The organism is Burkholderia stagnalis (genome assembly GCF_039848545.1).
GTDB classification, from domain to species: Bacteria; Pseudomonadota; Gammaproteobacteria; order Burkholderiales; family Burkholderiaceae; genus Burkholderia; species Burkholderia stagnalis.
Genome location: NZ_CP156685.1, coordinates 1,833,885 through 1,851,479, shown reverse-complemented (window position 1 = coordinate 1,851,479; position 17,595 = coordinate 1,833,885). Strand labels below are relative to the sequence as shown.

Genomic DNA, 17,595 nt, shown 5'->3' with positions numbered 1-17,595 from the left:
CGCATGATATGGGTTACGCGTCCGCGCCGCCGCTCTGGGCGGCCAGTGCGGTCTCGAGCGCCTTGATGCGGTCTCGCAGCTTGTCGAGATTGCGCACGAGCGCAGCGCTCTTGTTCCAGTCGCCGTGCTCGACGGCCGGGAACGCGCTCGTGTAGATGCCGGCCTTCGGCAGCGACTTCGACACGCCGGACTTCGCGGTGACGATCACGTAGTCGCCGAGCGTCACGTGCCCGGCGACGCCGACCGCGCCGCCGATCATGCAGTGGCGGCCGATCGTCGTGCTGCCCGCGATCCCGGCGCAGCCGGCGATCACCGTGTACGCGCCGATCCGGCAGTTGTGACCGATCTGGACCTGGTTGTCGATCTTCACGCACTCTTCGATGACGGTGTCCGCCATCGCGCCGCGGTCGATCGTCGTGTTCGCGCCGATTTCGACGTCCGGCCCGATCGACACGCCGCCGACCTGCGGAATCTTGACCCAACTGCCCGTGCGCGCGTCGCCTTCGCCGACGAAATCCGGCGCGAAGCCGAAGCCGTCGGAGCCGATCACCGCGCCCGCGTGGACGATCGCGCGCGGGCCGATCCGGCAGCCGTGGTAGACCGACACGTTCGGATACAGGTGCGACGCGGCGCCGATCCGCGTGCCGCGGCCGACGAACACGTTCGCGTCGAGCTGCACGCCGTCCTCGATCACCGCGCCCGCCTCGATCACCACATGCGGGCCGATCACCGCGGTCGCGGCAACCTGCGCGGCCGGATCGATCGTCGCGCTCGAATGCACACCCGCCGCACGCGGCGGTGCGGCCAGATCGATGAACATCTGCGCGACGCGCGCGAAGTACGCGTACGGATTCGGCGTCACGATGAACGTGCGGCCGGTAGCGGCCGCGCCCAGCTTCTCCAGATCCTTCGGCGCAATCAGCACCGCGCCTGCGCGGGTCGTCTCGACCTGCGACAGGTACTTCGGATTCGCGAGGAACGCGAGTTGCTGGGGGCCGGCCTGATCGAGCGGCGCGAGGCCCGCGACCTGACACTGGCGGTCGCCGACGATCTCGCCGCCGAACCGCTTTACGAGTTCCTCAAGCGTCAATGCCATTCGTCGTCCGCTCCGTTCAATTCGCCGAACCGGACAGCGCCTTGAGCACCTTGTCGGTGATGTCGATGCGCGGGCTGACGTATACGGCTTCCTGCACGATCAGATCGTAGTTCTGCTGCTCGGCAATCTGCTTGATGACCTTGTTCGCGCGCTCGAGCACCGCCGCGAGCTCCTCGTTGCGACGCTGGTTGAGATCCTCGCGGAACTCGCGCTGCTTGCGCTGGAAATCGGTGTCGAGCTGGGCGAGATCGCGCTGCTTCTGCGCGCGATCGCCCGCCGACAGCGATGCGCCGCTCTTGTCGAGCGAATCGGACATCGACTTCAGGCGTGCCGCCAGGTCCTGCAGATCCTTGTCGCGTTTCGCGAACTCGGCTTCGAGCTTCGTCTGCGCCGCCTTGGCGGGCGCGGACTCGCGCAGGATCCGATCCGAATTGACCGCCGCGATGCGGGCGACGTCCTGTGCATGCGCCGTCGCCGCGCCCAAGGCCAGCGCAACGGTCAGCGCACACATCACTCGTTTCGAAAACTTACCGGTTAGCAAAATTACCCTCTCGTTGCTGTTGTCATGTGCGTTCGATCAGAACGCCGTCCCGATCTGGAACTGGAATTTCTGGTACTTGTCGCCTTCGTTCTTCTGGATCGGGAAGCCGAGGCTCAGCTTGAGCGGCCCGATCGGCGAGATCCACGCGAGACCGACGCCGTAGCCGTAGCGCAGGCCGTTCGCGCCCGTGCTGGTGCCACCCGGCGCGTTGCCCCAGACGTTGCCGCCGTCGACGAACGTGAACACGCGCAGCGTGCGGTCGTAGCCGGTGCCCGGCAGCGGGAACGTCAGCTCGATGTTGCCGACGACCATCTTCGAGCCGCCGATCGGGTCGTTCGTCTTCGAGTCGCGCGGGCCCAGCGAGCTCGGCTCGTAGCCACGCACGGAGCCGATACCGCCCGCGTAGTAGTTCTTGAAGATCGGGTACGGGTTGCCGATGCCGTTACCGTAGCCGCCCTGGATGTTCATGCCCAGGATGAAGCCGCGCGAGAACGAATAGTAGTACTGCGCCTGCAGGTCGGCCTTGTAGTACTGGATCTTGCCGACCGGCACGCCGTACTCGATGTTCGCCTGCGTGAAGTAGCCGCGGCTCGGGATCAGCGCGCTGTCACGCGCGTCGCGCGACCACGCGACCGTCAGCGGCACCGTGTTCGACACGCGGCCGAATTCGTTGACATAGGCCTGGTAGCTCTGCGGCGTGTTCGAATCGACGTCGAGGCGGTTCTGCTCGAAGCCCGCGCCGAAGTAGATGGTATCGACTTCCGAGAACGGGATGCCGAACTTCATGTTGCCGCCCGCGCTGACGATCTTGAAGCTCGAGTTCGTCGAATAGTAGAGCGGCTGGTACGTGCGGTAGTAGACGTCGGTGATCCGCTTGATGCCGTCGACCGTGAAGTACGGGTCGACCTGCGTGACCGTCAGCGTACGGTAGCTCTTCGCGGTGTTGACGTTCACCGCGAGACTCGTGCCCGAGCCGAACACGTTGTCCTGCGACACGCCGGCCGACAGCACGACCTTGTCGGTCGACGAGAAGCCCGCGCCCAGCGTGATCGCGCCGGTCGGCTTTTCCGCGACCTTCACGTTCACGTCGACCTGGTCGTTCGTGCCTTCGACCGGCACCGTCGCCACGTCGACGTCGGTGAAGTAGCCGAGGCGGTTCACGCGGTCCTTCGACAGCGCGAGGCGGCCCGAATCGAACCACGAGCTTTCGAGCTGGCGCATTTCGCGGCGCACGACCTCATCGCGCGTACGCGTGTTGCCGACGATGTTGATGCGGCGCACATACACGCGGCGGCTCGGATCGACGACCAGCGTCAGGTTCACCTTGTGGTTCGCCTGGTCGATGTCCGGCTGTGCATTGACGGTCGCGAACGCATAGCCGTACTGGCCGAGCTTGTCGACGATCGCCTTCGTCGTCTGCTGCAGCTTCTCGGCCGAGAAACGGTCGCCCGCCTTGATCTTGATGAGCTTGTTCAGCTCGGCCTCGCGGTCGAGCAGGTTGCCCGCGAGCTTGATGCCGGACACGGTGTACGGTTCGCCTTCATGCAGCGTGACCGTCATGTACATGTCTTTCTTGTCCGGCGAGATCGACACCTGGGTCGACTCGATGTTGAACTCGAGATAGCCGCGGTTCAGGTAGTACGAGCGCACCGCCTCGAGGTCGCCCGTGAGCTTCTCCTTCGAGTAGAGGTCGTTCTTCGTGTACCAGGAGAACCAGTTCGGCGTCGACAGCTGCATCTCGTCGCGCAGCGTGCTCGTCTTGAACGCCTTGTTGCCGATGAAGTTGATCTGGCGGATCTTCGCGCTCGGCCCTTCGGCGACCGCGAACAGGATCGACACGCGGTTCGCGTCGACCGGCGTGACCGTGGTCTTCACCTCGGCCGCGTAGAAGCCGCGCGTCAGGTACTGGCGCTTCAGTTCCTGCTCGGCCTTGTCGACGAGCGCCTTGTCGTAGTAGCGGCCGTCCGCGAGGCCGACTGCGCGCAGCGCCTTCGTCAGGTTGTCCTTGTCGAATTCCTTCGTGCCGGTGAAGTCGATCGACGCGATGGCCGGACGCTCCTGAACCTGCACGATCACGACGCTGCCCTGGGTGGCGATGCGCACGTCGTTGAAAAAGCCCGTCGCGTACAGCGCGCGGATTGCTTCGGATGCCTTGTCGTCGGTAAAGGTGTCGCCTTGCTTGATCGGCAGGTAGGCAAACACGGAACCCGGTTCGACGCGCTGCAAGCCCTCGATCTTGATGTCTTGCACCACGAACGGCGCGGCTGCATGCGCCGCGAGTCCGTGCGCGGCGAGCGCCGCCGCTGCAACTGTCTTAGGTACAAAGCGATGAGGTTTGAACAACATGCATCCCCAATATTTAGCTGCATCAAATCAGGCGGCTGCCCGGCGGGCGCCACCTGACGCTTCAAAAATGGATTAACCGAGCCAGATCGTTGAACAGCGCGATCGCCGACAATGCGACGATGCAGATCAACCCGGCTCTTTGCAGAATCAGTTGCCAGCGCTCCGAAACGGCTTTCCCGGTCGCGGCTTCAACCAGATAATATAACAGATGACCCCCGTCCAAAACGGGAATCGGCAACAAGTTCAGTACGCCAAGGCTAATGCTGACAAGGGCGAGGAACGACAGGAACGCCGACGGGCCGAGCCGGGCGCTCTTGCCCGCATAGTCGGCGATCGTCACGGGGCCGGACAGGTTCTTCAGCGACGCATCGCCGGTGATCATCCGCCCGAACATCCGCAGCGAGTACACCGCGATGTCCCACGTCCGGTGCGCGCCGAGCTTCAGGCTGTCGATCGGGCCATAACGCACGTCGACGCCCGGCGTATGCATCGACAGCGCCGCGCCGATGCGGCCGACCTGCTGCCCGGTCTCCTCGTCGCGCTGCGCCTGCGGCACGATCGTGACCGTCTGCGCGGCGCCGCCGCGCTCGATCTTCAGCGCGAGCGGCTTGCCTGCATGGTGCTTGACCGCGTCGATGAAGCGCGACGCGCCGCCGACCCGCTCGCCGTCGATCGCCAGCAGCTTGTCGCCGGGCTTCAGGCCCGCCTGCTGCGCCGCGCTGCCGGGCTGGACCGATGCGACCGACAGCGTGCCGCCGCCCGTCTCGAAACCCAGCCGCGCCATGAAATCGTCGTCGATCGCGCCTTCGTCGATCTGCCGCAGGTCGACGCGGAAATCGTAGGTCGAGCCGCCGTCGCGCGCGCCGAGCACGACCTCCCGGTGATCGAACGCCGCCGCGAGGAGCTTCCAGCGCAGATCCGACCAGGACCGCACGGCCTGCGCGTCGCCGCCCTGCGCGTCGCGGATCGACACGATCGTTTCGTTGCCGTCGAAGCCGGCCCGGGCCGCGACGGTGCCGGCCGCCGGCGGCGCGATGATCGCTGCGGGCTCGGTCACGCCGGTCGCAAAAACCGCGGCGAACAGCACGATTGCCAACAGGAAGTTGGCAATCGGCCCGGCCGCGACGATCGCGATGCGCTTGCCGACCGACTGTCGATTGAACGCCTGCCCGAGCTCCTCCGGCTTCACGCCGGGGCCCGGCTCGCGCTCGTCGAGCATCTTCACGTAGCCGCCGAGCGGCAGCGCGGCCAGCGTCCACTCGGTCCCGGTCTTCTTGCTGACCCAGCGCGCGATCGGCTGGCCGAAGCCGATCGAGAACCGCAGCACCTTCACGCCGCACCAGCGCGCGACGCGGTAATGACCGTACTCATGCACGACGACCAGCACGCCGATCGCCACCGCAAACGCGATCAGTTCGACCAGCACGTTCATGAGCACCTCATTCAGGCAGTGCGCTCCACGCTCGGCGCAGGCGCTTTCGAAATGAACGCGGCGGCGAGGCGGCGCGCCTCGGCATCCGCCGCGATGACGTCATCGAGCCCGTCGGGCGTGCGGTTCGGCAGTGCGTTGAGCACCGCGTCGACCGTGGCCGCGATCGCCATGAAGCCGATCCGGCGCTCGAGAAACGCTTCGACCGCGACTTCGTTGGCCGCGTTCAACGCGGCGCTCGCGATGCCGCCTTCGGCCAGCGCCTTGACCGCCAGCGCGAGGCACGGAAAGCGCGCGTAATCGGGCTTCTCGAACGACAGCTGCGCGATCTGCACGAGGTCGAGCTGCTCGACGCCCGCATCGACGCGATCCGGATACGCGAGCGCGTGCGCGATCGGCGTGCGCATGTCGGGATTGCCGAGCTGCGCGAGCACCGAGCCGTCACGGTACGACACGAGCGAATGGATCACGCTCTGCGGATGGATCAGCACGTCGATCCGGTCGCCCGGCAGCCCGAAGATCCAGTGCGCCTCGATCACCTCGAGGCCCTTGTTCATCATGGTCGCGGAATCGACCGAGATCTTGCGCCCCATCACCCAGTTCGGATGCTTGCACGCCTCGTCCGGCGTCACGTCGACGAGCGTCGCCGGCTCGCGGGTGCGGAACGGGCCGCCCGACGCGGTCAGGATGATCTTCGCGATCCCGCCGTGCTCGGCCGCGTCGCGCGGCATGCACTGGAAGATCGCGTTGTGCTCGCTGTCGACCGGCAGCAGGATCGCGCCGTGGTCGCGCACCGCGTCCATGAAGATCGCGCCCGACATCACGAGCGATTCCTTGTTCGCGAGCAGGATGCGCTTGCCGGCGCGCGCGGCCGCGAGGCTCGGCGCGAGGCCGGCCGCGCCGACGATCGCCGCGACGACGGTGTCGCAGCGGTCGCTCTTCGACACGTCGACGAGCGCCTGCGGCCCGTAGGCCACCTCGGTCTTGCTGCCGGCCGCGCGCAACTGCGCCTCGACCTGCGCGGCCGTTTGCGCGTCGCCGACCACCGCGATCTCGGGCGCGAAGCGCAGGCACTGGGCGACCAGCTTGTCGCCATTGCGGTGCGCGGTCAGCGCGTAGACCGAAAAGCGGTCGGGATGGCGCGCGACCACGTCGAGCGTACTGTCTCCGATCGAGCCCGTCGAACCGAGCAATGTCAGGCGTTTTTGCATAACAGAAGTGTAGGTATTAACCGTGAAACAGCAGCATCGCGAGCGGCAGCACGGGCAGGAGCGCGTCGACGCGGTCGAGCACGCCGCCGTGCCCCGGCAGCAGTCCGCTCGAATCCTTCACGCCGGCCTGGCGCTTCAGCAGCGATTCGAACAGGTCGCCGATCACGCTGTACGCGACGAGCAGCGTCAACGCCGCCCAGGCGCCCGGTCCGCCGAACTGCGCGGCAAAGGCAGAAAAAAGGGTCGGCTCGAACAGGTGCGCGGCCATCGCGACGCTCGCGACGACCATCACGGCAAGCCAGCCGCCCGCGGCCCCTTCCCAGGTCTTCCCGGGGCTGATCGAGAGCGCCAGTTTACGCTTGCCGAAGGCCTTGCCCGCAAAGTATGCGCCGATATCGGCCAGCCAGACCACGAGCAGCAGCGACAGCACGAACGGCACGCCCTGCGCGCGCGCGGCCACCAGCGCGTGCCAGCAGGCGGCGAAGATCACCAGGCCGGCCGCCAGCAGGAACGGCCGCCACACGCCGCCGGCGAGCACGGGCTTGCGCCACAGCACGAACGGGCCGACCAGCAGCCAGAACACGCCGGCCGCGGCAAAAAGGGGGCGGGATGAGGTTTCGCCGATGCCGAGCCGCGTGGTCGCGAGCAGCGCCAGTGCCGCGACGATCGCATAGACGACCGGGCCGGCGCCGCCGAGCTTCAGCAGGCGCGCCCATTCCCAGGCGGCAAATACCAGCACGACGCCGATCAGCGCGCCGAACGCGCCCAACGGCGCGAACAGCGTGACCGGCAGCAGCACCGCCAGCAACACCACCGCCGTGATCACACGGGTTTTCAGCATGAAAGGGAATCGGCGTTCTGGGACTGCGGTTCGAGTTGCGCGCTCGTGCGCCCGAAGCGGCGCTCGCGATCGGTGTACGACGCCAGCGCGGCGGCCAGCGCCGCGCCGTCGAAGTCCGGCCAGAAGGTATCGGTGAAATAGAATTCGGTGTAGGCGAGCTGCCACAGCAGGAAGTTGCTGATCCGCTGTTCGCCGCCGGTGCGGATGAAGAGATCGGGTTCCGGCGCGTAGGCCATCGCCAGATGGGGCGCGAAGCTGTCCTCGCTGACCTCCACCTCGCGGCCCTCGCGCGCAGCCTGCTCGACGAGCTTGCGGGTCGCCTGCAGGATGTCCCACCGGCCGCCGTAGTTCGCGGCGATGGTGAGCGTGAGGCGCGTGTTGCGCGCCGTCTTGGTTTCCGCGCGGCGGATCAACGCCTGGATGCGCGGTTCGAAACGGTCGAGATCGCCGACGACGCGCAGGCGGATCCCGTTGGCATGCAGCTTGCCGACCTCGCGCTCGAGCGCGGTGATGAACAGCCGCATCAGGAACGACACTTCGTCGTTCGGCCGCCGCCAGTTCTCCGAGCTGAACGCGAACAGCGTCAGGTATTCGACGCCGGCGCGCGCGCAGCCTTCGACCACCGCGCGCACCGCGTCGACGCCGCGGGTGTGCCCCGCCACGCGAGGCAAGCGGCGTTCGGTCGCCCAACGGCCATTGCCGTCCATGATGATCGCGATATGACGCGGCACGACGCCGACGTCAGGCACGCGAACGGTAGAGCTGGTATAGGTCATGGCCGTTGAGACAGGAATGCGGAAACAGAAGGCGGCACGCGAGAACGACGGTCGTCAGACCGTCATGATCTCCGCTTCCTTGCTCTGCACGAGCTTGTCGACTTCAGCCACGTGCTTGTCGGTCAGCTTCTGCACGTCGTCGCCTGCACGGCGCTCGTCGTCTTCCGAGATTTCCTTGTCCTTCACGAGCTTCTTCAACTGCTCGTTCGCGTCGCGGCGCAGGTTGCGGATCGCGACCTTGGCCGTTTCGCCTTCGCTCTTGACGACCTTCGTCAGCTCGCGGCGGCGCTCTTCCGTCAGCGCCGGCATCGGCACGCGGATCAGGTCGCCGGCGGTTGCCGGGTTCAGGCCGAGGTCGGCTTCGCGGATCGCCTTCTCGACCTTCGCGACCATGTTCTTTTCCCACGGCTGCACGCCGATCGTGCGCGCGTCGACGAGCGTCAGGTTGGCCACCTGCGAGATCGGCACCATCGAGCCGTAGTAGTCGACCTGCACGTGATCGAGCAGGCCCGTGTGCGCACGGCCCGTGCGGATCTTCGCCAGATCGTTCTTGAACGCTTCGATCGAGCGCTGCATCTTCTGCTCTACGCCCTTCTTGACATCAGCGACACTCATTTCAACCTCCGAACCTTCAAACCTTCAATGAACGCGGGCGCTGCACCTGCGCAGCGGCGCCGCGCCGACACCCGCAATCGGTCGCCCGCATCCGCGGGAGTTTACACGTGGACGAGCGTCCCCTCGTCCTCACCCAGCACGATGCGCTTGAGCGCACCCGGCTTGTTGATCGAAAACACGCGAATCGGCAGCTTCTGGTCGCGGCACAGCGCGAACGCGGTCGCGTCCATCACCTGCAGGTTGCGGCTGATCGCCTCGTCGAACGTGATCGTCGTGTAGCGCGTGGCGGACGGATCCTTCTTCGGGTCGGCCGAATACACGCCGTCGACCTTCGTCGCCTTCAGCACCACCTCCGCGCCCACTTCGGAGCCGCGCAGCGCGGCGGCCGTATCCGTCGTGAAGAACGGGTTGCCGGTGCCGGCCGCGAAGATCACCACGCGGCCTTCCTCGAGCTGGCGGATCGCGCGGGGGCGGATGTACGGCTCGACGACCTGATCCATCCGCAGCGCGGACTGCACGCGCGCCTCGATGCCGGCGTGGCGCATCGCATCCTGCAGCGCCAGCGCGTTCATCATCGTCGCCAGCATCCCCATGTAGTCGGCCGTCGCGCGGTCCATGCCCGCCGCGCCACCCGCGACACCGCGGAAAATATTGCCGCCGCCGATCACCACCGCGAGCTGCGTGCCGAGACGCACGACTTCGGCGATATCGGCCACCATCCGTTCGATCGTCGCGCGATTGATGCCGAAGGCATCGTCGCCCATCAGCGCTTCGCCGGAGAGTTTGAGGAGGACGCGTTTATAGGCATTGGGCATAGGGGCTTCCGAGCGACGAGAGGATGACAACCACGAACTGTAGGGGCGAAATACTGATTCGGGCAAGCGCCGCCGGCCTGGCCGGGGTTCCGGCCGGCCGGCGGCGGCGCCGGCCGCGGCGGGAGCGGACGCCCGCCGCGGATGCTGCTGGACTGCTTACTGCTGCTTTGCTGCTGCGACTTGCGCGGCCACTTCGGCGGCGAAGTCGTCCTGACGCTTCTCGATGCCTTCGCCGACGACGAACAGCGCGAACTTCTGCACTGCAGCATTCGCCGCCTTCAGCATCTGCTCGATCGTCTGCTTGTCGTTCTTCACGAACGTCTGGTTCAGCAGCGACACTTCCTTCAGGTACTTCTGGACGCTGCCGTCGACCATCTTCGCGACGATCTCGGCCGGCTTGCCCGATTCCGCAGCCTTCTGCTCGGCCACGCGGCGTTCCGTTTCGATCAGTTCCGCCGGCACGTCAGCCGACGACAGCGCGACCGGCTTCATTGCCGCGATGTGCATCGCGACGTCCTTGCCGACCTGCTCTTCCGCACCCGTGTACTCGACGATCACGCCGATGCGCGCGCCGTGCAGGTACGTTGCGATCTTGTTCGCGGTTTCGAAGCGGACGAAACGGCGGATCGAAACGTTCTCGCCGATCTTGCCGATCAGTGCCAGACGCACTGCGTCGACCGTCGAGCCGTCGAGCGGCAGCGCCGACAGCGCGGCCACGTCGGCCGGGTTCTGCGTCGCGACGAGTTCGGCGACGGTCTTCGAGAATGCGAGGAAGTCGTCGTTCTTCGCGACGAAGTCGGTTTCGCAGTTCAGTTCGACGAGCGCGCCAGCGTTGCCGCCGACGAACGATGCGACGACGCCTTCGGCCGTCACGCGCGATGCCGCCTTGCTCGCCTTGTTGCCGAGCTTGACGCGCAGCAGCTCTTCAGCCTTGGCCAGGTCGCCGTCGGCTTCCGTCAGCGCCTTCTTGCACTCCATCATCGGTGCGTCGGTCTTTGCGCGCAGTTCTGCCACCATGCTTGCGGTAATTGCCGCCATCATTCGCTCCTTGAGTCTGTATTCACAACGCCGCCCGCTTGGACGCGAACGGCCGAGATTCGTTTCCGGACCCGCGCCAACGCGGCGCGATCAGGTCCGGCGCACAAGCTTAAAAAAAGGGGGCCTGTTGAGAGCCCCCTTCTTGCGCCGGCTCGGGGCCAGTTACGCGTTTTCCTCGACGTACTCGTCGTCGCCGCCACGCACTGCCTGGACCACTTCGTTGACCGCGTTCGCACGGCCTTCCAGGATCGCGTCGGCCACGCCTTCCGCGTACAGCGCGACGGCCTTGCTCGAGTCGTCGTTACCCGGGATCACGTAGTCCACACCTTCCGGCGAGTGGTTCGTATCGACCACTGCGATGACCGGCACGCCCAGCTTGTTCGCTTCCGTGACGGCGATCTTGTGGTAGCCGACGTCGACGACGAAAATTGCGTCCGGAATGCCGCCCATGTCCTTCACGCCGCCGATCGACTTCTGCAGCTTCGCGATTTCGCGTTCGAACAGCAGCGCTTCCTTCTTGCTCATCTTCTCGAGCTCACCCGCCTCGACCGCCGCTTCCATGTCCTTCAGGCGCTTGATCGAAACCTTCAGCGTCTTGAAGTTGGTCATCATGCCGCCGAGCCAGCGTGCGTTGACGTACGGCATGCCCGCGCGCTGCGCTTCCTGGGCGATCGTGTCGCGCGACTGGCGCTTCGTGCCGACGAACAGGATGGTGCCGCGGTTCGCTGCCAGCTGACGCACGTACTTCTGTGCGTCCGTGAACATCGGCAGCGTCTTTTCGAGGTTGATGATGTGAATCTTGTTGCGGTGACCGAAAATGAACGGTGCCATCTTCGGGTTCCAGAAACGGGTCTGGTGACCGAAGTGGACACCCGCTTCCAGCATTTGGCGCATCGTAACTGCCATGTAAATTCTCCACGAGGGTTGGGTCTTAAGCCGGCCGCCGTACCGCCGCGCGAACGTGCCCCGAAAGGCTGCCGCTCCGCGCGGCCGGCACCCTGGTTGCGCCGGCTTGCGATTTGGCACGCGCGAAATGCCCGTGCCGCCAGCCGTCACCGCAAACACCGCCCCAGCTTGGGGCATGAATGGTATTTGAGTGCCGACTTAGCCAAAGAGTATAGCATGCGAAAGTGTCCGCCCTCAAGTCGCGCGGCACTTTGCCGGCGGGCCGGCGGCCCGTGCGGCAATCCGCAAAAACCCGCATCCGCGCAGGCGCCAGGGGCTGCGACGCCCGGCATAAGGTGCGATAATTCGTCAATTCACCGCTTTCCAGGCACACCTCGATGGCTATTACGCTCAAAAACGAACACGATATCGCGCAGATGCGCGTCGCCTGCCGTCTGGCGAGCGAAGTGCTCGACTACCTCACCCCGTACGTGGCCGCAGGCATCACGACGGCCGAACTCGATCGCCTCTGCCACGACTACATGGTCAACGTGCAGGGCACGGTTCCCGCGACGCTGAACTACCAGCCGCCCGGCTACCCGCCCTATCCGGCGTCGTGCTGCATTTCCGTCAACGACGTGATCTGCCACGGCATCCCGGGCGACAAGGTGCTCAAGAACGGCGACGCGCTCAATATCGACGTCACCGTGATCAAGGAAGGCTACTTCGGCGACACGAGCCGGATGTTCATCGTCGGCGAAGGGTCGATCCTCGCGAAGCGCCTCGTGCAGACCACCTACGAATGCATGTGGCTCGGCATCGACCAGGTCAAGCCGGGCGCGCATCTCGGCGACATCGGCTACGCGATCCAGAAGCACGCGGAAGCGCAGGGCTACAGCGTCGTGCGCGAATACTGCGGCCACGGCATCGGCACCGTGTTCCACGAGGATCCGCAGGTCGTCCACTACGGCCGCCCGGGCACCGGCGTCGAACTGAAGCCGGGCATGATCTTCACGATCGAGCCGATGATCAACGCCGGCAAGCGCGACATCCGCACGATGCCCGACCAGTGGACCGTCAAGACCCGCGACCGCAGCCTGTCCGCGCAGTGGGAACACACCGTGCTCGTCACCGATACCGGCTACGACGTGTTGACCGTGTCCGCGGGCTCCCCGGCCCGCCCGGTGTTCGCCCATCCGGCGCCGGCGGCCTGAGCGCCGTCGCGCCTGCCCGCCCCGCCCGCACCTGAGCCGCCGCCAATGAGCGCCCACGCCGCCCCCTCGACCGAAGCGCTCTCGCGGCGCGCCGAATTCAAGGCCGCCAAGGCCGACCTGCTCGCGCGCTTTCGCAGCGCGACCAACGTCGCGTCGCTGATGCACGCGCTGTCGAGGGCCACCGACGACGCGCTGCGGCTCATCTGGGACGACTGCAGGCTGCCCGCGACCCTCGCGCTGGTCGCCGTCGGCGGCTACGGGCGCGGCGAGCTCGCACCGTATTCCGACGTCGACATCCTCGTGCTGCTGCCCGACGGGCACGACGAAGCGCTCGATGCGCGCATCGAGCGCTTCATCGGCATGGCCTGGGATCTCGGCCTCGAGATCGGCAGCAGCGTGCGCACGGTCGAGCAATGCATCGAGGAGGCGTCGCAGGATGTCACAGTGCAGACGTCGCTGCTGGAAGCGCGCCGCATCGTCGGCAGCACGGCGCTGTTCGAGCGCTTCACGGTGCGCTACCACGAGGCGCTCGACGCCCGCGCATTCTTCACCGCGAAGGTGCTCGAGATGCGCCAGCGCCACGCGAAAAGCCAGGACACGCCGTACAGCCTCGAGCCGAACGTGAAGGAAAGCCCGGGCGGGCTGCGCGACCTGCAGACGATCCTGTGGATCGCCCGCGCGGCCGGCTTCGGCAGCAGCTGGCGCGAGCTCGACACGCGCGGCCTGATCACCGACCGCGAGGCGCGCGAGCTGCGCCGCAACGAGGGTTTCCTCAAGACGCTGCGCGCGCGGCTGCACGTGATCGCCGGGCGCCGCCAGGACATGCTCGTGTTCGACCTGCAGACCCAGGCGGCGGAAAGCTTCGGCTACCGGCCGACGCCGGCCAAGCGCGCGAGCGAGCAGCTGATGCGGCGCTATTACTGGGCCGCGAAAGCCGTTACGCAGCTCGCGACGATCCTGATCCAGAACATCGAGGCGCAGCTGTTCCCCGCGACGAGCGGCATCACCCGCGTGCTGTCGCCCGACCGCTTCGTCGAGAAACAGGGGATGCTCGAGATCGTCGACGACAACGTGTTCGAGCGGCATCCGGACGCGATCCTCGAGGCGTTCCTGCTCTACGAGACGACGCGCGGCGTGAAGGGCCTGTCGGCGCGCACGCTGCGGGCGCTGTACAACTCGCGCGAGGTCATGAACAACGTGTGGCGCCGCGATCCGCAGAACCGCCGCACGTTCATGCAGATCCTGCAGCAGCCCGAAGGCATCACGCACGCGTTCCGGCTGATGAACCAGACGAGCGTGCTGGGCCGCTACCTGCTGAACTTCCGCCGCATCGTCGGCCAGATGCAGCATGACCTGTACCACGTGTACACGGTCGACCAGCACATCCTGATGGTGCTGCGCAACATCCGCCGCTTCGCGGTGGCCGAGCATGCGCACGAATATCCGTTCTGCAGCCAGCTGATCGGCAACTTCGAGCGGCCGTGGGTGCTGTACGTTGCCGCGCTGTTCCACGACATCGCGAAAGGCCGCGGCGGCGACCACTCGACGCTCGGCATGGCCGACGCGCGGCGCTTCTGCCGCGAGCACGGCGTCGCCGGCGACGATGCGGCGCTGATCGTCTGGCTGGTCCAGCATCACCTGACTATGAGCCAGGTCGCTCAGAAGCAGGACACGAGCGACCCGGAAGTCATCAAGCGCTTCGCCGAGCTCGTCGGCAGCGAGCGCCGGCTGACGGCGCTCTACCTGCTGACGGTCGCCGACATCCGCGGCACCAGCCCGAAAGTCTGGAACACGTGGAAGGGCAAGCTGCTCGAGGATCTGTACCGCGCGACGCTCGCGGTGCTCGGCGGCGCGCAGCCCGATGCGCACTCCGAGCTGAAATCGCGCCAGGAGGAAGCGCTCGCGCTGCTGCGCCTCGAGACCGTGCCCACCGACGCGCACCGCGCGCTGTGGGATCAGCTCGACGTCGGCTTCTTCCTGCGCCACGACGCCGCCGACATCGCGTGGCAGACCCGCGTGCTGTACCGGCACGTGAACGCCGACACCGCGATCGTCCGTGCGCGGCCGTCGCCGGTCGGCGATGCGCTGCAGGTGCTCGTCTACGTGAAGGACCGCGCGGACCTGTTCGCAGGCATCTGCGCGTACTTCGACCGCAACGGGCTGTCGGTGCTCGACGCGCGCGTCAGCACGACGCGGCACGGCTATGCGCTCGACAACTTCATCGTCACGCAGACCGAGCGCGACGTGCAGTATCGCGACATCGCGAACCTCGTCGAGCAGCAGCTTGCGATGCGCCTCGCCGAGGCCGCGCCGCTGCCGGAGCCGTCCAAGGGCCGGCTGTCGCGGCTGTCGCGCACGTTCCCGATCACGCCGCGCGTCGACCTGCGGGCCGACGAGCGCGGCCAGTACTACATCCTGTCCGTGTCCGCCAACGACCGGCCGGGCCTTCTTTATTCGATCGCGCGCGTGCTGGCCGAGCACCGGGTCGGCGTCCATGCGGCGCGGATCAACACGCTCGGCGAGCGCGTCGAGGACATCTTCCTGCTCGATGGTGCCGGCCTGTCCGACAACCGTCTGCAGATCCAGGTGGAAACCGAGCTGCTGCGCGCGATCGCAGTCTGAAACAGTCTGAGTCCGAAAGTATCCCAGCGTTTATGCGCACCAAATTGACCGTCAAGAATCCGCGGCCGGCGTCGCCGACCCGCGCCCCCGTCCGTTCCGGCAGCCTCGTCGCCCGCAAGCCGGTGCGCGCCGCTGCACCGGATGCGGCCGCCAAGCCGGCCCGCCCGAAGAAGGCGCCTGCGCCGGCGGCCGCCGGCGAGCGTGCGTTCAAGCCGCGCGCCGCCAGTGGCGCGGATCGCCCGGGCGCGGATCGCGCGCCGGCGAAACGCCCGCCGCGCGACGGCAGCACTGAGCGGACCTATCGCGGCGGCGATGCGAAGCCCGTCGGCCGCACCGAACGTGGCGCGGGCCGCCCCGGTGAGGGTCGCCCGTATCGCAGCGCGGAAGGCAAGCCCGCCGCACGTGGCGAGCGCAGCGAATCGCGCCCGTACCGCGACAAGGATTCGAAGCCCGCAGGTCGCACCGAACGTGGCGAAGGCCGCCCGTATCGCAGCGCAGAGGGCAAGCCCGCCGCACGTGGCGAGCGCAGCGAATCGCGCCCGTACCGCGACAAGGATGCGAAGCCCGCAGGTCGCACCGAACGTGGCGAAGGCCGCCCGTATCGCAGCGCAGAGGGCAAGCCCGCCGCACGCGGCGAGCGCAGCGAATCGCGCCCGTACCGCGACAAGGATGCGAAGCCCGCAGGTCGCACCGAACGTGGCGAAGGCCGCCCGTATCGCAGCGCAGAGGGCAAGCCCGCCGCACGCGGCGAACGCAGCGAATCGCGCCCGTACCGCGACAAGGATGCGAAGCCCGCAGGTCGCACCGAACGTGGCGAAGGCCGCCCGTATCGCAGCGCGGAAGGCAAACCCGCCGCACGCGGCGAACGCAGCGAATCGCGCCCGTACCGCGACAAAGACGCGAAGCCCGCGGGTCGCACCGAACGTGGCGAAGGCCGTCCGTATCGCAGCGCTGAAGGCAAGCCCGCCGCACGCGGCGAACGCAGCGAATCGCGCCCGTACCGCAGCGCCGACGCGAAACCCGCCGGCGAGCGCCGTGGCGCCGACGGCAAGTTCAGCCGCGGCAACCCCGATGCACGCCCGGCACGCCGCGGCGACGACGATGTGCGGCCGCGCCGCGCGAGCGCCGGCGCCGAAGGCGGCAAGCGCCCGTCCTATCGCGACACGGCAGGCGGCGAAGGCACGAAACGCAGCTTCGGCGATCGCCGCACGTCGTCCGACCGGCCGGCCCGCGCGCCGCGCGACGGCGAACGCAGCGCGCGGCGCACGGATGCCCCCGCCAAGCCTCGCGGCGCCGAGCGGCCGTCGTCCGGCGCGGGCTTCAAGGCCGCGCAACCGGTGAAGCGCCGCGCGGCCGACGTCGATTACGGCGACGAGTCGGGCCTGGTGCGCCTGTCGAAGCGGATGTCGGAGCTGGGCCTGTGCTCACGCCGCGAAGCCGACGAATGGATCGAGAAGGGTTGGGTACTGGTCGACGGCGAGCGCATCGACACGCTCGGCACCAAGGTGCGCGCCGACCAGCGCATCGAGATCGACGAACGCGCGAGTGCCGCACAAGCGGCGCAGGTGACGATCCTGCTGCACAAGCCGGTCGGCTATGTGTCCGGCCAGGCGGAAGACGGCTACGAGCCCGCGGCCGTGCTGATCACGCGCGAGAATCACTGGAGCGGCGACCGCTCGGCGCAGCGCTTCTCGCCGCAGCATCTGCACTCGCTCGCGCCGGCGGGCCGGCTCGACATCGATTCGACCGGCCTGCTCGTGCTGACGCAGAACGGCCGGATCGCGAAGCAGCTGATCGGCGAGCAGTCGGACATCGACAAGGAGTATCTGGTGCGCGTGCGCTTCGGCGAGCACCTGCTCGACGTCGACCAGCACCTCCCGGCGGAATCGCTCGCGAAGCTGCGCCATGGCCTCGAGCTCGACGGCGTCGCGCTGAAGCCGGCGATGGTGAGCTGGCAGAACGGCGAGCAGCTGCGTTTCGTGCTGCGCGAAGGCAAGAAGCGCCAGATCCGCCGCATGTGCGAGCTGGTCGGCCTCGAGGTGATCGGCCTCAAGCGCGTGCGGATGGGCCGCGTGATGCTGGGCGCGCTGCCGCAGGGGCAGTGGCGCTACCTGTCGGCCGACGAGACGTTCTGATGGCGCGGCGGCCTGCGCCGCCCGCCCCGGC

14 protein-coding genes are annotated in these 17,595 nt (G+C 67.3%); 3 read left to right on the top strand and 11 right to left on the bottom strand.

Annotated elements, in window-relative coordinates; translation table 11 throughout:
* Positions 1-13 precede the first annotated feature (13 nt).
* The 11 genes from lpxD to rpsB form a co-directional block, all read right to left on the bottom strand.
* Entirely contained in the window at positions 14-1,096 is a 1,083-nt protein-coding gene (lpxD, locus tag ABFO07_RS08710; RefSeq protein WP_059885168.1) for a UDP-3-O-(3-hydroxymyristoyl)glucosamine N-acyltransferase, read from the bottom strand.
* 16 nt (positions 1,097-1,112) lie between these two features.
* Positions 1,113-1,607, bottom strand: coding sequence for an OmpH family outer membrane protein (locus ABFO07_RS08705; RefSeq protein ID WP_059563464.1), 495 nt, complete (start codon positions 1,605-1,607; stop codon positions 1,113-1,115).
* Between the two features lie 66 nt (positions 1,608-1,673).
* The gene (gene bamA, locus ABFO07_RS08700) at positions 1,674-3,983 is read right to left on the bottom strand and encodes an outer membrane protein assembly factor BamA (protein WP_059908571.1); all 2,310 of its coding nucleotides are present in this window, start codon (positions 3,981-3,983) and stop codon (positions 1,674-1,676) included.
* Positions 3,984-4,044: 61 nt separating this feature from the next.
* Complete coding sequence (rseP, locus tag ABFO07_RS08695) at positions 4,045-5,415, bottom strand: RIP metalloprotease RseP (protein ID WP_059885170.1); 1,371 nt, start codon at positions 5,413-5,415, stop codon at positions 4,045-4,047.
* Between the two features lie 11 nt (positions 5,416-5,426).
* Complete coding sequence (locus ABFO07_RS08690; RefSeq protein WP_059890609.1) at positions 5,427-6,623, bottom strand: 1-deoxy-D-xylulose-5-phosphate reductoisomerase; 1,197 nt, start codon at positions 6,621-6,623, stop codon at positions 5,427-5,429.
* Between the two features lie 16 nt (positions 6,624-6,639).
* The gene (locus ABFO07_RS08685) at positions 6,640-7,464 is read right to left on the bottom strand and encodes a phosphatidate cytidylyltransferase (RefSeq protein WP_059809604.1); all 825 of its coding nucleotides are present in this window, start codon (positions 7,462-7,464) and stop codon (positions 6,640-6,642) included.
* Entirely contained in the window at positions 7,458-8,240 is a 783-nt protein-coding gene (uppS, locus tag ABFO07_RS08680) for a polyprenyl diphosphate synthase (protein WP_026044642.1), read from the bottom strand. Before uppS ends, ABFO07_RS08685 begins: the two co-directional genes overlap by 7 nt.
* 54 nt (positions 8,241-8,294) lie before the next feature.
* Positions 8,295-8,855 carry a ribosome recycling factor gene (gene frr, locus ABFO07_RS08675; protein WP_059563469.1) on the bottom strand — a complete coding sequence of 187 codons (561 nt, stop codon included), beginning with the start codon at positions 8,853-8,855 and terminating at the stop codon, positions 8,295-8,297.
* 101 nt (positions 8,856-8,956) lie between these two features.
* Complete coding sequence (gene pyrH / locus ABFO07_RS08670) at positions 8,957-9,670, bottom strand: UMP kinase (protein WP_026044643.1); 714 nt, start codon at positions 9,668-9,670, stop codon at positions 8,957-8,959.
* 156 nt (positions 9,671-9,826) lie between these two features.
* Entirely contained in the window at positions 9,827-10,708 is an 882-nt protein-coding gene (gene tsf, locus ABFO07_RS08665) for a translation elongation factor Ts (RefSeq protein ID WP_034188848.1), read from the bottom strand.
* 162 nt (positions 10,709-10,870) lie between these two features.
* Positions 10,871-11,614 (bottom strand): 30S ribosomal protein S2, encoded by a 744-nt coding sequence (gene rpsB / locus ABFO07_RS08660; RefSeq protein WP_059809605.1) that lies wholly within the window; start codon positions 11,612-11,614, stop codon positions 10,871-10,873.
* 377 nt (positions 11,615-11,991) lie between these two features.
* Here rpsB and map point away from each other — a divergent pair, with 377 nt between their 5' ends.
* Genes map through ABFO07_RS08645 form a run of 3 tightly spaced genes read left to right on the top strand, consistent with a single transcriptional unit; the run spans position 11,992 to position 17,564 of the window.
* Positions 11,992-12,807 carry a type I methionyl aminopeptidase gene (gene map / locus ABFO07_RS08655; RefSeq protein ID WP_059563471.1) on the top strand — a complete coding sequence of 272 codons (816 nt, stop codon included), beginning with the start codon at positions 11,992-11,994 and terminating at the stop codon, positions 12,805-12,807.
* Positions 12,808-12,852: 45 nt separating this feature from the next.
* The gene (locus tag ABFO07_RS08650; RefSeq protein WP_060017001.1) at positions 12,853-15,429 is read left to right on the top strand and encodes a [protein-PII] uridylyltransferase; all 2,577 of its coding nucleotides are present in this window, start codon (positions 12,853-12,855) and stop codon (positions 15,427-15,429) included.
* A gap of 32 nt (positions 15,430-15,461) precedes the next feature.
* Complete coding sequence (locus tag ABFO07_RS08645) at positions 15,462-17,564, top strand: pseudouridine synthase (protein ID WP_347466910.1); 2,103 nt, start codon at positions 15,462-15,464, stop codon at positions 17,562-17,564.
* The last annotated feature ends 31 nt before the right edge of the window (positions 17,565-17,595 follow it).